The 15,831-nt window shown below is 65.0% G+C and carries 10 protein-coding genes; all 10 read right to left on the bottom strand.

Annotated elements, in window-relative coordinates:
* Nucleotides 1-7: 7 nt before the first annotated feature.
* Nucleotides 8-1,486, bottom strand: a complete 1,479-nt coding sequence (locus K7R21_RS12150; protein WP_224983585.1) for an AgmX/PglI C-terminal domain-containing protein — start codon at nucleotides 1,484-1,486, stop codon at nucleotides 8-10.
* 10 nt (nucleotides 1,487-1,496) lie between these two features.
* Nucleotides 1,497-1,991: an ExbD/TolR family protein gene (locus K7R21_RS12155; RefSeq protein ID WP_224983586.1), complete on the bottom strand. Its 495-nt coding sequence runs from the start codon at nucleotides 1,989-1,991 to the stop codon at nucleotides 1,497-1,499.
* Nucleotides 1,988-2,488, bottom strand: a complete 501-nt coding sequence (locus K7R21_RS12160; protein WP_224983587.1) for an ExbD/TolR family protein — start codon at nucleotides 2,486-2,488, stop codon at nucleotides 1,988-1,990. Before K7R21_RS12160 ends, K7R21_RS12155 begins: the two co-directional genes overlap by 4 nt.
* A gap of 41 nt (nucleotides 2,489-2,529) precedes the next feature.
* Complete coding sequence (locus tag K7R21_RS12165) at nucleotides 2,530-3,165, bottom strand: MotA/TolQ/ExbB proton channel family protein (protein WP_224983588.1); 636 nt, start codon at nucleotides 3,163-3,165, stop codon at nucleotides 2,530-2,532.
* A 60-nt stretch (nucleotides 3,166-3,225) separates the two neighbouring features.
* Complete coding sequence (locus K7R21_RS12170; protein ID WP_224983589.1) at nucleotides 3,226-3,600, bottom strand: hypothetical protein; 375 nt, start codon at nucleotides 3,598-3,600, stop codon at nucleotides 3,226-3,228.
* A gap of 155 nt (nucleotides 3,601-3,755) precedes the next feature.
* Nucleotides 3,756-4,475 (bottom strand): tetratricopeptide repeat protein, encoded by a 720-nt coding sequence (locus K7R21_RS12175; protein WP_224983590.1) that lies wholly within the window; start codon nucleotides 4,473-4,475, stop codon nucleotides 3,756-3,758.
* A complete protein-coding gene (locus tag K7R21_RS12180) occupies nucleotides 4,472-7,717 on the bottom strand; it encodes a tetratricopeptide repeat protein (RefSeq protein ID WP_224983591.1) in 3,246 nt (1,081 codons plus the stop codon). The genes K7R21_RS12175 and K7R21_RS12180 overlap by 4 nt, the downstream gene beginning before the upstream one ends.
* Nucleotides 7,714-9,621, bottom strand: coding sequence for a hypothetical protein (locus K7R21_RS12185; protein WP_224983592.1), 1,908 nt, complete (start codon nucleotides 9,619-9,621; stop codon nucleotides 7,714-7,716). Before K7R21_RS12185 ends, K7R21_RS12180 begins: the two co-directional genes overlap by 4 nt.
* 3 nt (nucleotides 9,622-9,624) lie before the next feature.
* The gene (locus K7R21_RS12190; protein WP_224983593.1) at nucleotides 9,625-10,359 is read right to left on the bottom strand and encodes a hypothetical protein; all 735 of its coding nucleotides are present in this window, start codon (nucleotides 10,357-10,359) and stop codon (nucleotides 9,625-9,627) included.
* A 208-nt stretch (nucleotides 10,360-10,567) separates the two neighbouring features.
* Nucleotides 10,568-15,694: an OmpA family protein gene (locus K7R21_RS20850; RefSeq protein ID WP_318248347.1), complete on the bottom strand. Its 5,127-nt coding sequence runs from the start codon at nucleotides 15,692-15,694 to the stop codon at nucleotides 10,568-10,570.
* Between the last annotated feature and the right edge of the window lie 137 nt (nucleotides 15,695-15,831).

Here is a 15,831-nt window from a genome sequence, read left to right on the forward strand (position 1 = left end):
CGCAGTCTCAACGAGCGGGAAGGAAATCGATCGGGTATAGGATGGTTGTCCTTGGCACACCGTCCTTGGGCCCAAAGTTGAACTTCCTGACCCTGTCCACGATCTGGTCGCAGAACTCGGCGGCGTTGATGTTGGTTGATTCGACAGAGCAGGCGGAGACGACGCCGCTTGGCTCGATGGCGATCTTCAGCACCATCTTGCCGCGCAGGGTCGGATCCTTGCGCAGCTGAGTGTTGTAGATGCGGTAGAGGGCGGCCTTGTACCGGTCGAAGAGAATCTGGATTTCCTCGTCGGTGCGGGCGGCACGGGCGTTGGAGCTAAGCGGTCGCCCCTCTTTGGCACCTCCGGCTCCGGCGATCCCGCTCTTGACCTGGGCGAAGCCGCCCCCCTTGCCGAGCCTCCCCTCTTTGCCTCCCCCGACGTTGCGACCGACGGCGGCATTGCCGATACCGCCGCTGCCGCCGTTGCCGACGTTCTGGCTTACCGCGGCGTAGCCGCCTCCGCTTCCGACTCCCCCCTGCATGCTCACCAGGGAACGGCTGGCAACCGCCTGGCCGGCGGCGTTGGCGCTGTTGAGCCGGGACTCGGCGCCAAGTTTCGGGGTCGGGGTCTCGTCGATAAGGTCCTTGAAGCTGTCCTTGAAGGCAAGCATCCCAGTGTTCTGCGACCTCTTGGGGGCTGCCGTCTGCTCGACGGCCGCAGTCTTCGGCCTGTCCTGGGCGCGCTCCTCCTGGGGCGCAGCCTGCTTTTTCTCCTCGCTTTTCTGGCTAGCCTGCTCCTTCTTGGCCGGGTCCTTGTCCGTCTCCTTTTTCTCCTGCTCTTTCCTGGGCGGGGGCGGTTTCGGGATCTCCTTGCGCACCATCATGGCGAGTCGTTCCGGGACCTCGGCAATGACGGGGTGCACCGGCGCCGGCACGGTCACCACGCGCACGATGACGCTCAGGATGAGGCTGAGCAGCATGGCGATGGACATGGCGCGGCGGTAGCGCCGCTCGACCTCGCGGTCGTCGCTCCAGGGCATGACCAGGACATGCTCGGGTATCGGGAAAAGTTCCCGCTCCACGAGGAATTCCTCTTCGCGCCGCTGGTCGCGGGCGTGGGCGTCCTGGATCGCGTCGTAAAGACACTCCAGCTCCTCCCGGTGTCGATCAACCTGCCCCTTGAGACGTGCCTTTGTTTCCAGGACGCCGCGGATCTCCCCGTCGAAGGCCTCGACCAGGCTTCGTATCCGGGCGACCCGCGGCGCCGGATCCGTCACCTCCGGCAGCACTTCCCAAAAAAGCTGGTCCGCGTCCAGCGCGGCAAGCCGCTCCATGGCGTTACAGGCGTCCCGGAGGGCGTCGAAACGCATCTGGTCGTCTGAAAACATTCCGAGTTCCGAGTCCGCCACGCTTAACTGCATCTCCAGGTCGTTGAGCGCTTCCTTGACCTGCCTGACCTGTGCGTTGAGAGGGGCCAATTCCTGTTCCAGTAAGGATGTATTCACAGTGCACCCGCTAGGCATGCGACGCTTTCTGGATGACGGCAAGTGATATCTTTCCGTATCCGGAAGCTGTGCAGCTCGTCATGATTTTTTTGAGTACCTTGAACGGGATGTTCTTGTCCGCGAGCAAGGTCACTTCCCTCGTTTCGTTTTCGGCGGCGGTGCTCCGCCCCTGGTCGATCTTGCCTTGGATCTCCTTAAGCCGATCCGTCACTTCGCGCACGTAGCCGACCTTGTCGTCGTACAGTTCGGCCGTTCTGACCACCGGCTGCCCTTGCACCACGACCGCCTCGGGAGTCACCGAGACTACCACCGTCCCCCTGGGCTTGGTCTCCACCACCGAGTTCGGCAGGCTCAGGCGCTGCTCGGGCATGTCCCCGTTGAACGAGTGGAAAAGCAGGAAGAACACCAGGACCGAAAGAACGTCCAGCATGGGGATGAGATTCAAAAATGCCTGTCGGCGATGGTTGTTGCGCTCCAGCCGCTTCATGCGCCTGCTTTCTCTCATGGTGCATCTCCTATCGATATCTTCGGGAAGAGGACGATCTTTGCCCCCTGTGCGCTCCCCGGCGTCTTCACCACCGTGCCGCGCACCACATCCATCACCTGGACCAGGTAGTCGTACTCGACCTTCGGCTCCATGAGGACGGTCGCGTCTTCTTTGTCGGGGTACTGGGCCTTGATGCCGCGCATCACTTCGGAGAGCTTCTCGAGGTCGTACTTGTCCCCCTTCTTCGAGATGACGGCTTCTACGGACTTGCCGTTGGCGATCTCCAGCCCCGCCTTGCGGACGATCACCTCGATGGCGAAGTTCGGCTTGGCGGCAGCGGCGGCTCCGGCGCCGGTGGGGACGCTCAACTCCATGATGGTGATACTGGTGAAGACCGCAGTGATGAGCAGAAAAACGACGAGAACGGTAAAGACGTCCATCATCGGTGTCAGGTTCAGCACCTCCATGATGTCCATGTCCAGTTCTTCTTTTTGCTTTCTTCTACGTCTGGCCATAACCGGCTCCTGTCATTTTCTCTGTAGTAGGTTTCGGGTTCTCAGTAGGCACGCTTGGCAAAGGTGGAGATGCTGTTGAGCGCCTTCACCGAAACCATCTCCAGGCTCCCCACGATCTGCCCGGTGGTCGATGTGAGGCGGGCGTGGATCAGCAGCAGCGGGATCGCGGACATGAGACCGAAAGCGGTGCAGTTCATCGCCTCGGAGATGCTGGCGGCCAGCAGTGCCGCCTTCTCGGCCGGGCTCGCCGTGGCGACCGCGGTGAAGGCGGCGATGAGGCCCATGATGGTGCCGAGCAGACCGAACAGGGTGGCGATGTTCGACAGGAGCGCAAGGTACGGGGTGCGCTTTTCCAGCTGGGGAATGATCTCCATGAGGCTTTCTTCCATGGCGATCTCGATATCCTCTCTTCTTCTCACCGCGCCCTGGCGTGCCAGGCCCATGGACAGCATCTGCGCTATGGTGGAGGTGTCCTCGTTGACCAGATCCCGCGCCCTGTCGAAGTCGCCGGTCGCCAGGATGGGGTGAACCTGATCCCAGATCTGGCTGTTCTCCTTCTTCACCCGGTTCAGGTGGATCCAGCGCTCCACCGCGATGGCGAGCCCGGCCGCCAGTACCAACAGAATCGGGAACATGAAGAACCCACCCATTTGGAAAAACCTTACGATTGCGTGCATCACTTGCCTCCTTGCCTGTAGACCTCTTTGGGTCGATTGATCCGCTGATGCGGTGATTTATTACATGCCCGGTTTCGAACCTGCCGAAGCGCTCCCGTTGGCGCCGGCGCTGACGTCATAAAAAGCCACCTCGCGCAAAAAAACCTCCCGGTCCACCGGTGCGGGGCGCTCATCCAGCGTCCTGGTGAGACTTGCTTCGGCACCCAGCTCCGAGGTTTTCCAGGGGACGATGACCAGGGACATGGGGGCCTCCTTGTTGCCCAGGACCGACATCCCCGAGACCATCTTGGGCTCCGAGTCGCCGGGGGCCGCAGGGGCTGCCGCGCCCACGTTGACATTGGGGTCGTCAGGTGCGGCAGTCCCGTCGTCCTGAGCGATGACGATGCCAACCGGGATAAGGACCAAAAAGATGAAGAAAAACAGCCTGCCAGACATAGTGCGTTCCTCCTTGTAGCGGTGATGCCTTAAGCAAAACCGGATCTGCCGGTAACGGTGGTGCCTCCACGAAAAGCAAGGCTGCCTCTCCTCCTGCTCGGCCGGAGGCCTCTGCCTCTTGCCTTGCAACGGGGGAAAGTCGAAATCGTCAACACTCATTGCCGCGGTCCCGCCTCCTTGTGCATGGCGACCTGTCCGCTGCGCCCCTGCAGGTCAGCAATCCACAGCTTCACCTGCTTGTCGTCGGGGGTCGCCCTGCTGTACGCCTCGTAGTGCGCGCGGGCACAGGTGAGGTCCTTGAGGTAGAGGTCGCAGAGTATGGCGAGGTTCCTTTCCAAGGGACGGTATTCGGGGAACGCTGCCAGGGACTTTTCGTACACGACGCGGGCCTCGGTGAAGCGTCCGGCCTTGCGCAGCAGCAGGCCGTACTCGTTGCCCGCCACGGGGTGCCCGGGGATCGCCTCCAGCGCGGCCTTCAGTTGCTGCTCGGCCTGTTCGGGCTTGTTCAGCTGACTGTAAGCGCCGGCGGCGTTGATGCGGGGTGCGGTGAGTCCCGGTGCCTGTGCAATCACCTTTTCCAGCAGCTCCGCGCCCTTCTGGTATTCGCCCGCCTTGAGGAGTTCGTTCGCCTTGTCGAAATCCGTGCGTGCCTGCCGGTCGAGGTTCACGGACTCCCTGATGACGAACCCTTCCCTCCCCTGGCCCAGACGCTGCACCGATGGAGCGGAGGACTGGGGGAGGGGCGCCTCGGCCACGGGGACCGGGGAGGCATCGGGCACTTTCTTCGCGTGCCCGCCGGTCACGCACCCCGACAAGACCAGGAGCAAAAGGAACAGGAACAGGAAACCGGGACGGTCGTTCACCAATCGCTTCACTTGTTACCCCCTTTTGGGCGCCGCTTCGCGGTCCCCTTCTTAGATTTCTTCGCCTTGGTCGGTGCGGCTTTCTGGGCAGCTTCCTTGCTTTGCGCCGGCGCCGCGGCGGCTGCATCTTCCTGCGGTGCGCCCCCCTCCGTGGCCTTTGCTGCCGTCTTCCCTTCTCCGCCCTCGGCAGGTGCCGCCGTCGAACCCTCAGCGGCATTGCCGACAGTTGCGGCAGGCTCGGCGGGCGCCACCGCGTCGCTTAGGACCGGGTTCCCGGCTGCGGGAGCCGGCGCGGCCGGCGCTACCGGTCTTTCGATCTCGTAGCTGTAGCTCTCCAGCGAGGCCATGAGGCCGCTGGCGGCTTCCGGCTTGTCGTAGCGCACGGGCAGGAGTTTCGCCAGCTTGCCGAGGCTCTTATCGATCCAGCCGTTGTAGATGCCAAGGGAGATCAGCTCCATGTTCTTCTCGTGGACCGTGATCGCCTTCTCCTCGAACGGAAACGCCTGCTCCTCCAGGGCCATCTCGTACTCCTGCAACTCCTGGGGATTGAGATCGTCCGGCCGCTCGGAACCGGTGAGCGCCTTGGCGAAGTGCCCGTAGATTTCGGCCAGGTAGAAGGTCGCCGCCGCGGTCACCTCGCCCACTTCGTACTGCGGCAGCTTGTTGAAGTTCTGGATGGTCTCCTTCATCAGCTCCTTCTTCTTACGCAGGTTGTCTTCGAACGGTTTCACCAGGCGCACCTCGGTGAAGCGTTCGTAGGTCTGCTCGGCGAGCACCAGGGCCCCCGTCCCGGCCAGGTACCTGGTACGCGGGGTGCGCGCCGGGCCGGCCGCGGCGTCGATGGCCACGATCTCCCTCAGTTCGTCGAGGTACGCCTTGCGGTCGTCCTCCTTGAGGATCTCGCAGACCTTGTTGCGCATCTCCAGGTTCACCTCGACCGGCTCCGGGAAGTAGCCGACGTAGCGGCGGTACACGACCAGTGCCTGCTTCCTGTTCCCGGTCTGCTGGTGCAGTTCCGCCGCCAGCATGAGGGACTCCCTTCTGACCTCCTCGTCCTTGAACTCCGTCTCCAGGCGCTCGTACTCGCCGGCTGCCAGGGAGAGCTGCCCATCTTCCTTGTAGACGTGAGCGAGCTTGCGGGTGACCTCCGGCTGCAGTTCGTGCCCGGGGAAGAGGCCGCGGAAGCCGGTGAGGATCGCCGTCGCCGCTTTCCAATCCTTGAGCTGGATCAGCGCAACCGAGGCGTCGTACTCGGCGTTGACCCGGAGCTTGGAACCCGCGGCCATGCGGCCGACCCGCAGGAAATGGTCTGCGGCGGCGCGGTAGTCCTTGGCGGCGTTGGCCTGCTCGCCCTGCTTGTAGATCGAGGCGGCCAGGTTGTCCGTGAAGCCTTCCCGGCTCTTGTCTTCCGCGGGGACCAGGGCCAGCACCTGGACGTAGGCGGCCTCGGCGTCGGCGTACCCCTTCAACTCATAGGAGGAGTGCCCGACCACGATCCAGGCGGACTTGAGCACGTCCTTGTCCGCGGTCGGGAAGGTGGCAATGAGCTTTCGTCCCACCGTGAGCGACTGCTGGTAATCCTTCAACTCGTAGAGGTCGTCCGCGGCCGCCCCGAGCACGATCGCCGCCTTCTCGTGTTCCGGGAAAGTGTCGGCGAACCTGAGCGAGCTGCGCACCGCTTCCCGCTTGACCTGGTCCTTTTCCTCGTCCCGGGTGCCCTTGAGCTGTTCGCGGTAGGCGAAGACGGCCGCATACCCCGCGGCGGAGGACTTCTCGTAGCGCGGGTATTCGTAGGCGGTCTTCTCGTATTCCTGCGCCGCCCGCGCGAAGGAGCGGTTCTCCATGAGCAGGTCCGCCATCTGGTAGTTGATGACCGGCGACTCGGCGTCCTTGGGGAAGGAAACCAGGAACTCGCCGTACCAGTGCAATGCCTCCTGGAAGTTCTCCTCCTTCTCCTTGGCATGTTCCGGGGCCTGGTACAGCGCATGGTAGTGGTGGGCGAGATCGGTGAAGTTGGTCTTCAAAAAGCCCAAGACCTCGGGGCGGGAGCCAGGCTCGAAGTGCTTCCAGTACTCCGCCTTCAACCCGTAGTTCCTGGCGAATTCCTTCTTCGCCTCGATCACCAGGGTCGGGAACCCCCCCGCGATGTGGATTTCGATCACGCGCATGCTGAACTGCGGAGAAGCCCGGTGGAAGGGGTTGCGGCTCACGAAGGCGTTGTAGGCCGCCGCCGCGTCGCTGTAACGGCGCTTCTCATAGTAGAACTCGCCCAGGTTGCTGTAGACGCGGTCCTCGTAACTGCGCGTGCCTTTCTTCTCGAAGAACTCCACGGCGGAAGCGGCGCCGTGCAGGTAGGAAAAACTCTGGCTGACGACGCGGAAGGTGTCGTCGACCCGCTTGTGTTCAAGGTCGTCGCCGGTCTGGGTGAAGTCGTACCCGGTAGCGACCTTGTGGTCCAGGAGCGCGATGAACCGGTCCAGCCCCTCCTCGTAGAGTTCCTGCTTGTAGAAGGTCCAGCCGAGCTTGTAGAGGGCCAGCTCGTAGTAGGAGGTCTCCGGGCCGGCCTCGACCAGCCCCTTGTACACCCCTTCCGCCTCGATGTACTGCCGATGGGTGAAGAAGTACTCCGCGCGGCGGAACTGAACCTCGTTCAGGTAGCGCGACTTCGGGAAATCCTTCACCATGCGATCCAGCACCGCCATCGCCTGCTCGGTCTCGCCCAGTTCCTCGTAGGCGCGGGACATCTGGTAGAGGACCTGGTCGTTGCCGTCGTAGCGGGGGTACTTGTCCAGGAGCTTCTGGTACAGGGCGATCGCCTCGCGGGCCCCGGCCCGTTCCCCCGTCTCGTGCCCCCCCTGGGCCTTGAGCGCCCTCTTTTCGAAATCGGCTTCGGACTCGCCCGGTTTCGCCTGTTCGGAAGCGGCGACAGGCGCGGCCTGGACTGCGGTCCGCTCCGGCGCCGGGAGCGCGACATCGCGGCTGTTCCCGGCGGGGGCGGCAAGGTAGCCGTACTCCTTCTCGATCTTCAAGTCGGCCAGGCGCCGGATGGCGGCCGGGGTGAGCGAAGATTCGGGCGTCTCGTCAAGGAAGCGCTGGTATCCCTCCATCGCCTTGTCGAGTCCCCCCTCGATCGGCTCTTCCTTGATCTCGACCTGCACGGTTCTGAGCTGCGCGATGGTTTCCCTGCCGCCGCCGGACTGGCACGCGGCAAGGAGCGCGGCGACTGCCAGGATCAGGAATCTGGTCCGCTTCATTCGCCCACCCTCTTTTGAGCCTGCGCCTTGTTGGCGCGGTCGTAGCTGTCCGCGATGGCAAAGCGCGCGGTGACCTGGAACTGCTCGAGGCGCACCCGGCGCCGGGACAGTTCCTCCACCGCCATGGCCTCCAGTATCTTCCCCTGGCGCGGCAACAGCGCCGCCACCTTTTCCCGGGCAGTCGCGATTCTCGCGCGCTCGCCGCGGATCCCATCGTCGTGCCCCTGGTAGCTTTGCGTCGCGGCCTGTCGGGTGCGCACGAAGGAAACGTACTGCTGCTTGAGGCGCTCCGTTTCCCGGTTCAGGTTGTCGAGGTCCTCGAAGGTATCGGTGAAGCGCTGGTGGTACTGGGTGGCGATGTTAAAGGAGATGACACCGCGCAGCCGTGCCAGTCGCTGATTCACCTCGGCGGGAGCGGAGGCACCGGCGGCCTGCTCCAGCCGCGCGATCTCCTCACGGGCGATCCTCTCCTGCGCGGTGGCCAGGTGGTCCGGGCGCGGCGCCGTCAGCATGGCGTGCAGCCGTTTCTCGATGCGGTCGCGCTGCTCCTGGCGCAGCCGGATCTGGGAGTCGAGCTGCTTGAAGGACTCGTCGATCTCGGGAAGCAGCGGCTCGTAGTAGCCGCGGCGCAGCTTGATCATCTCCTCGAAGGAATCGAGGTCCCGGTTCCAGGCGGAGAGTTTCCTGGCCAGCTCGTTCAGGTCGAGGTAGTTTTTCAGGGACTCCTGGAAATCGTTGGAGGCCATCAGGTCGAGGAGGTAGTAGGTCTCCGGCGCCTGGGGCAGGCTGCGCAGCTTCACCACCCAGTCCGGGTCCTGGCGCAGCTCCTCCCGCTCCAGGGCCTTCAGGAACTTCCCTTCCTGCACGGAGGTGATGGAGGCGCCCAGCTTGTCGATCTCCTTGCCGAACGATGCCAGCGCCTGCCCGTACAAGACGGCCGCCTTCCCGTAGACCTTCAGCTTGCCGTAGGCGAAGGGGACCGCCAAAAGGGCCTCCTGCACCGCGGGATCGGTCACCTCGCGCCTGGCAAGGATGCTCCAGGGAACCAGCGCCCTTTCGAACTGCCCCTGGTTGGCGTCGGCCCACCCCGAGCCGAGCAGCGCACGGTTGGAGAAGGGGCCGCTCAGGCGCACCCGGTCCAGGACCAGCTTGGCGTCGCCCCCCTTGTTTTCGTCCAGGAGCTTGTAGCCGAGCACCAGGTTGGACTTGTCCCTGATTCCCTGGCTGGAGGGATCGAGGCTTGCGATCTGCCCGGCCCGGTCCAACTGCTGTCGCCCGTCCTGCTCCTTCCCCTGCCGCATCAGCGCAATCCCCATGTTGTAGCCGGAGAAACCTTCCAGCCCCTTGGTCCCCAAAAGTTCCTTCAAGATGTGCGACGCCTCCTCGTGGCGGTCGTTGGCCATGAGGAGCTGCGCCCGCAGGAACGCGACGTCGTCGCGAATCCGCTCCGGCACCTTGCCCCGGATGCGCTCCATCGCCTGGAGGGCCTCCCGCGGTTGATCCTTGCGGAAGTAGAGCCGGGCCAGCCGGTAAATGGCCGCGTTGCGCTGGGGCTCGTCCACCTTCCCCTCGATCACCGCCCGGATGGCGCGCCCGGCGCGCAGGTGCATCCGGTAGCCCATCTCGAAGTCGCCGACGTCGAACTGCGCCTGGTCCACGTGGGGGTAGAGCGTATCCAGCGCAGGCTCGTCGACCCGGTGGTGCTGCCCGAGTTCGGTGTCCAAACGCGCCACCGACTCGAACCACTCACCCTGGTAGGCGTGGAAGAGCGCTTCTCCGAAGTAGACGTCCTTGAGGCCGCCGACGGGGCGGGGAGCACGGTCGCCGCTTTCCGTAGCGGCGCCGGCAGCCAGGGCCACGCTCGCCGACAGCAGGCAAACCAGTATGAGGATCAGCCTGGACATGGCTTACCAGTCCTTCACGGTGATGGTCTTGCTGCCGGTGAGAACCACGCCGACCAGTTTCGGGCCGATCCCCTTGGCGACCTTGAAGTTCTCCTCCCTCTGAAAATCCGATCCGCCTTCGGTCTTGCCCATGATCGTCACGTGCAGGGGGTGCTCGCCGGTCATGGCGTTCCCCACGTGGATCCGTTGCACGCCCCCCTTCCGCAACGCCTCGATCTCGTTGTAGGTATAGAGGTGATGGGCGACCTTCTTGCCGTCCATCTCGATGGTCACGGCGTCCAGGCGGAACTTCTCGGTCCCCTCCAGGGAGACGAAGATGGCGACCTGGGTGTCGGAGGGGTAGAGGAGCTTCTCTTCGAGCCGGTTCAGCTGCGCGGCGATGGAGAGGACATCCGCCTTGATCTCCTGGACCTGCTCGTCGAGCCCCTTGGTCTGCTCTTTGTCAGCCGCCCGCCTGGCCTCGGCCTTGACCACTCCCTGTCCGACCGGGAGTTGCGCGGGACTGGGCACGGGTGAGGCTTCGACGCCCTCCGCTGCGGTCTGCGCATCGGGCTTTTCGTCCGCGCTTCGCACGTCGATATCCTCGGGTATGGCCTGATCCTCAACACCCTCCGGTGCGACTTCTTCCCGCACGCTCTCCTGCCCCCCCGGTACCGGGGCAGCTCCCTGCGCATAGACAGGAAGGGTCAACAGAAGTGCCGACATCCCTACGACGATTACCTTCAGAACTTTGCTCATGTCTGCCACCTATGTTTAGTTGTGCCTGCGTTCCGGGACGGGTTGCCGGCGGTTCATTTGAAGACAGTCGGGTTCCCCTCGCCCCCCGGGAGAGGGGCAGGGGTGAGGGCGCTGCAACGGGCGAAGATCTCCTGCATGGCCTCTCCCTCACCCGGCCTTCGGCCACCCTCTCCCGGAGGGCGAGGGGGTAAGGCCGCCTCAGACATGACTAAATCATCCCCACCACGTTGACGAATATTCCCTGGTGCCGATAGCTGAAGTCGGTCAGGTCGTCGGAGAAGTTGCTGAAGTTGTAGCCGCCCCCGACCTTGACGTTGTTGCCCAGGTGACGGTAAAGCCCCAGGAGCACGCCGCTGCGCCGGTCCTTCGCCTCCGGCAGGTCGAGCATCCGCCCTTCGACGAGCGCATCCCATTTGTGCAGGAAGTGCCAGTCGGCCCGCGCCACGTAGAGATGGGCGGTGCTGTCGAAGTACTCGGGGTTGACCCGGTCCATGCTGACCTGCCCGAGCCGGTAGGCGTACTTGCCGCCGATGCTCCAGCGCTCCGTCAGGTCGTAGGTGGCGTCGATCGACGCGATGTGGCTGCGCTGCATGACACCCGCGCTGGTGCTGGTGCCGTTTAGCTGTCCCACCGCGGGGAGGTTGAAGAAGTAGGTGTACTTGACCAAGGCGTTCAGGCGATCGTTGGCGACGGGGCGGTAGGCGTAGCCCACCACCGCCTCGGTATAGCTGCCGTCGTAGAAATCCCCCTGCGAGCTGGTGCTCTGCGAGTAGTTGAACTTGCCGATCAGCCGCCAGTCCGGGGTCACCTGGTACTTCAGGCTGTTCTTGAACAGCCAGGTGGTCCGCTTCACCCGGCTCAGGTCCGACTGCTCGGCGTCGTCCACCCGGTATTCCACGGCGCTGGAGAGCTTCACCTTCTCAAAGCCGTACCCCGCGCTCACGCCCAGGGCTTTCCTCTTCAGCTCCGCGCCGGTGAGGTTGTCACGCAGGGTGCCAAACTCCCCCTTGGCCCCGAAGTTGAGCCGGTCAGTCGGGGCGAGGTCGACGCCGTAGGAGTGGAGCAGGCCGCTGGGGACGTCGCCGTGGGTGTAGCGTTCCTCGCCGTAGACGCTGGCGCTGTCCGAGTAGCGGGTGCGGAAGCCCGAGGTGAGGGCACCTTTCCTAGCCTGCACGCCGTTGTCGGAGCGCTCGTTCTCGAGGGCGTAGTTGGTATAGAGGGTGGTACGGTCGCTGTAGAGGTACTCGCTGCCGAAGCGACCGGCCAGGCCCTGATTTCCCCCGGACGCCTCGCCGTTCAGCTTCAGGCGGTCGGTGACCCGGAAGGCGCCCCCCACGCCGCCCCGGCCGTTACCCTCACGGTTGCCGGTGGTGAGTACCGATTCCTGCCCGAAGAGGTAGCCGCTCCAGCGCGCCTTGGTGTCGTAGCCGACCTTCCCCACGACGTCGACGCGGTCCCCGGTCTCCTGGGTCAGGGGTACTACGGTCGACTGGTCCTTGCGGCTATCCAGGCGCGCCCCCACCCCGGCGCTCCAGTGCTCGTCCACCTGGTAGGTGCCGTTCACCTCGGCTGCCGTGGTCTGCAGCCCCTGGTCCACGTTGCGCTGGTCCGCCTTGACGTTGACCTTCAGGCGGTCGTTGACCGGCACCTCGGCGGTGCCGCCGACCAGAGTGGTTTCCTTTTCCGCTGCCTGGCCCGGTGCGGAGTACCCCGCCTCCAGGAGCTGGCTGTAGAGGGTAAAGCGCCCCCGCCAATCCTTATTCAGATCCTGCAGGGCGACGCTCGCATCGATCCGGTAGGCGTTGGCGGCGATCGCGGCAGCGACGGGTGCCTGCACGGTGCTGTAGTTGAAGCCGCCGTCGAGCGAGGTGGAGGTGAAGAGCCCCGCCCCCTTGCTGCGGCCGGTCTCCAGCTTGAGCCAGGTGGCGGCGGACTTGCGCAGGGTGAGGTCCGCACCGGCGAGGCTCTCGTCGATGTCGCCGTCCTTGCCGCCGGTGCCGGTGAGGCCCAGTTTCACATAGTCGCCGAACCAGTAGTGGGCCCGGCCGCCGAAGGTCATGGTGTCCAGTTCCGCGGCTCCCGGCGTGTACTCGTAGCGGGCCACCAGGTAGACGGGGTTGCCGTCGATGGTGTCGCTGTGCACCAGGAGGTTGTCCGCCGCCGTCGACTCCAGGGGCTGGGTGAGGACCAGGCGTCCCTGAAGGTAATCGACGTCGTAGTCCTGGACCGGGGTCAGGTCCTTCACCGCCAGCACCATGTTGGAATCCTTGTCCCGGATCTCGATGCGCACCCGCTCGGAACCCTGCAGGATGTCCTGCCGGCGCAGGTAGTAGAGCGACCCGCCGGTGCCGCGGAACTCGTCGCGGCCGGCCACCGTGCCGGGCTCGGCGGCGAACCCGTCCACCATGAAGCGCTTCTCGCCGAAGCTGGTGACGCCGGGGATCTGGTAGTGGAGGTTCGCGCCGTAGAGCCCGCGGTCCACGTGGGCCAGGTCGTTGTCGAGGTACCCGATCCTGAAGTTGCCCCACAGGCCGTAGTTCTGGTCCTTTTTCAGCCGGGCGTAAAACTTACCGCTGGTGGGGGCATCCTCCAGCACGGTCGAATCGTCGCCGTAGGTCGGGAAGTGGTAGTCCTGGTCGATGCGCCGAAACAGCGACTCGGGCGACTTGTCCAAGAAGTTGCTGAAGAGCTGGTCCAGGGGAGCTTCCCGCGTGTCGGCGCTGGCGGTGAGCCCCCAGCCGTCGCCGAAGGTCCCCTTAGTGTAGAAGGCGAGGCGCCCCTCGGCGTTGAAGTCGTGGCTGTAGCGCGGCTGGTCCGGGGCGAGCAGCTTGGCGGGGCCGCTGGTCTTGTCCGCAGAGAAGGTCAGGTCGGCGATCCCGACGGTGAACCAGTCGCTTTTGGGCATGGCCAGGTCGCGCAGGAAGAGCTCGCCGTTGCCAGCCTTGTCCAGCACCGCCACCTCCACGGTGTGCATCCCCTTGGGGAGGATCTCCTCGACGATGAAGCGCCCGTTGCCGTCCACCGGTCCCGGGTAGCCGGCCAACCAGACCCGGTGCTCGGTGGGGATGGAGCTGCCGTAGGCCTGGACGGTACCGCCGGCGACCGGGATGTTGCGCTCCCCGATGCGGCTGCCGCCGTACCCGGCCAGGAGTTCCCGTTCCGGGTCCGACTTGGCGGTGCCGGGATCGACCTGTTCGACCACCCACAGCGGCTGGGCGACGGTCTCGTCGTAGTTCCCCTGCGCGTCGTAGACGCGGACCAGGTACTTGAGCTCACGGGCCGGGGTGACCGGGTTTTCGAAGTTCGCGCTCCAGGTGGCCATCCCCTCGCCGTCCATGGGGACTACCGCCAGCGGCAGGTCGCGCACCGAGCGCTCCTCGTCGAAGATCCTCACCTCCGCGCGCTTTATGAAACTGTGGTAGTTGGCGTAGAGGCGGAAGCGGACCAGGTTCTCGGCGAACTCCGTCCCCGGCAGGTCCTCGTACCGGATGCTGCGCGGCCAGGCGGTGACGTTCAGCCGGCGGTAGGCCCTCAGGTTGTCGTACTTGAATTCGATCCTCGCGACCTGCAGCGCCACGTCGGTGCAGCGCTGCAGGTCGGGGATGCTCTTGTTCAGGTCGTCGACCGGCTTGCCGTCCACCGAGATGCGCAGGAGGTTGAGCGCCAGGGGATCGGCCGCGTTCACCTCCCGGGTCATGCGCAGGATGTCCACCCCCTCGTAGTCGTTGACCGGGACCTGCTCGTCATAGACCACCTGCACCTCGACCCGCGACTCGCCGGTGCCGGTGAAGCCGGTCGCGACCACGTCCGCCGACTGCACGTAGCCCCGCCCCTCGAACTCCGCCTGCTTCGGGACGAGCCCCATCTTCGCGCTCACCTCGGTCATGCCGCGCCGGGCGCGCGCGGTGGCCCAGCCGATGTCGTCGCCGTAGACGGCGGCGGTGCGACGCTCCAGCCGCTCGTTGCTGATGTAGCCGATGAAGCGCAGGCGCACGTTGCTGCGCTGCTTGATGTCGTCCATGAGCGTTTTCAGCCGCTCGGTGTACCCCTCGGGGAGCACCGGGTTGCCGTCCTGGAACAGGATGGCCGGGATGGGACCGGAGGGAGGATCGTAGACCCTGGTGACGGTCTGGGCTTCGGCATCCTCTGGGCAGAGTTGCGGCTCGTCGGACAGTTCCTGGAGCGCGTCGTCGTGCCAGAACTCCACCGCAACGCGCCGGTTCAGCGCCCGCCCCTGCGGGGTGTCGTTGGAGGCCACCGGTTGTGTGGCCCCTTTCCCCTCGCTTTCGAAGGAGACCGGGGTACTCTTCAGCGCGTCCTGCACGGCGAGGGCGACGCGCCGGGCGACCGCCTTGGAGAGCCCCAGCTGGTCGCCGTAGATGCGCTCGTCACGCGCCTCCAGCGGCGTCGTGTCGCTGTAGGCGATGAACTTGACGGCGATGTGCTGCTTGCCGGCCAGGTTGTTCAAGGCCTGCCTTACCTGGTGCGGGAAATCCTCCGGCACAGTCAGCATGGCGGCGTCGTACTGCAGGGGGGCGACGAGGTTCTTGATCCGGACCCGGTGCGAAAGCCCTTCCTGGTAGCGCATCTTGCAGACCGTCTCGGTGCGGCAGATCTTGACCCGGTTCACCTGCGCCGGGACGATCACTTCCTTTTCCACCATCTTTTCGCCGATCTCGTCGTACCAGACCTCGACCTCCACCCGCCGGTTCAGCGCCCTCCCCTCCTCGGTGGCGTTGGAGGCGACCGGCTTGGCGTCGCCCATCCCTTCATAGGAGATCGCCTCCGGGGGAAGCCCCAGGGCGCGCTGGCAGTACTCGGCCGTGGTGCCGGCGCGCTCGCGGGACAGGCCGGTGTTGTCGCCGAACTTCGCCTGCAGCGCACCGCTCAGCCGTTGCGTGTCGGCGTGCCCCACGAAATGGAGGCGGACGTTATTGCGGCCCCGCATCTTCTCCAGCACGCCGCGCAGAAGCTCCAGGTACTCCCGGGTGATGTCGGCCTCGCCGGTGCGGAAGCGGATGGGCGGCACCAGGTTGGTCAGCTTGACCGTCTTCACGTCCTTCTCGGCAACCTGACGCTTCTCGGTGCGGTCCCCCTGGTCCTGCGCGAAAACGGACGGGTCGAGCAGCCACGGCGTATAGGTCGCTTCCTTGGGAAGATGCCCCTCGGTCGTCTCACCGGGACCGGCTGCGTCCCGGACGTTGGGGGTCGCGACCGCCGGCGCGGCGGCAGCCTTGGCGACCGGCGCGGGTGTGCTCTCCGCACGGGCCGCGGGCCCGGCTGCTGCCAGCGACGCGAGGATCATGCATGTAAGGGCGATACGTTGCTTCACCATTGGTCCCATCCATCTACCCAAACAGGTTGAGGTTTCTTTGTTGAATGCCATTGCACGAGCTGCCTGAGCCTCCCCCTCCCCGCAGCGTCCCCCACCCCATACCCCCCTCCCGGATCGGGAGGGGGGTATGGGGTGGG

This window comes from Geomonas agri, from assembly GCF_020179605.1.
GTDB lineage: Bacteria > Desulfobacterota > Desulfuromonadia > Geobacterales > Geobacteraceae > Geomonas > Geomonas agri.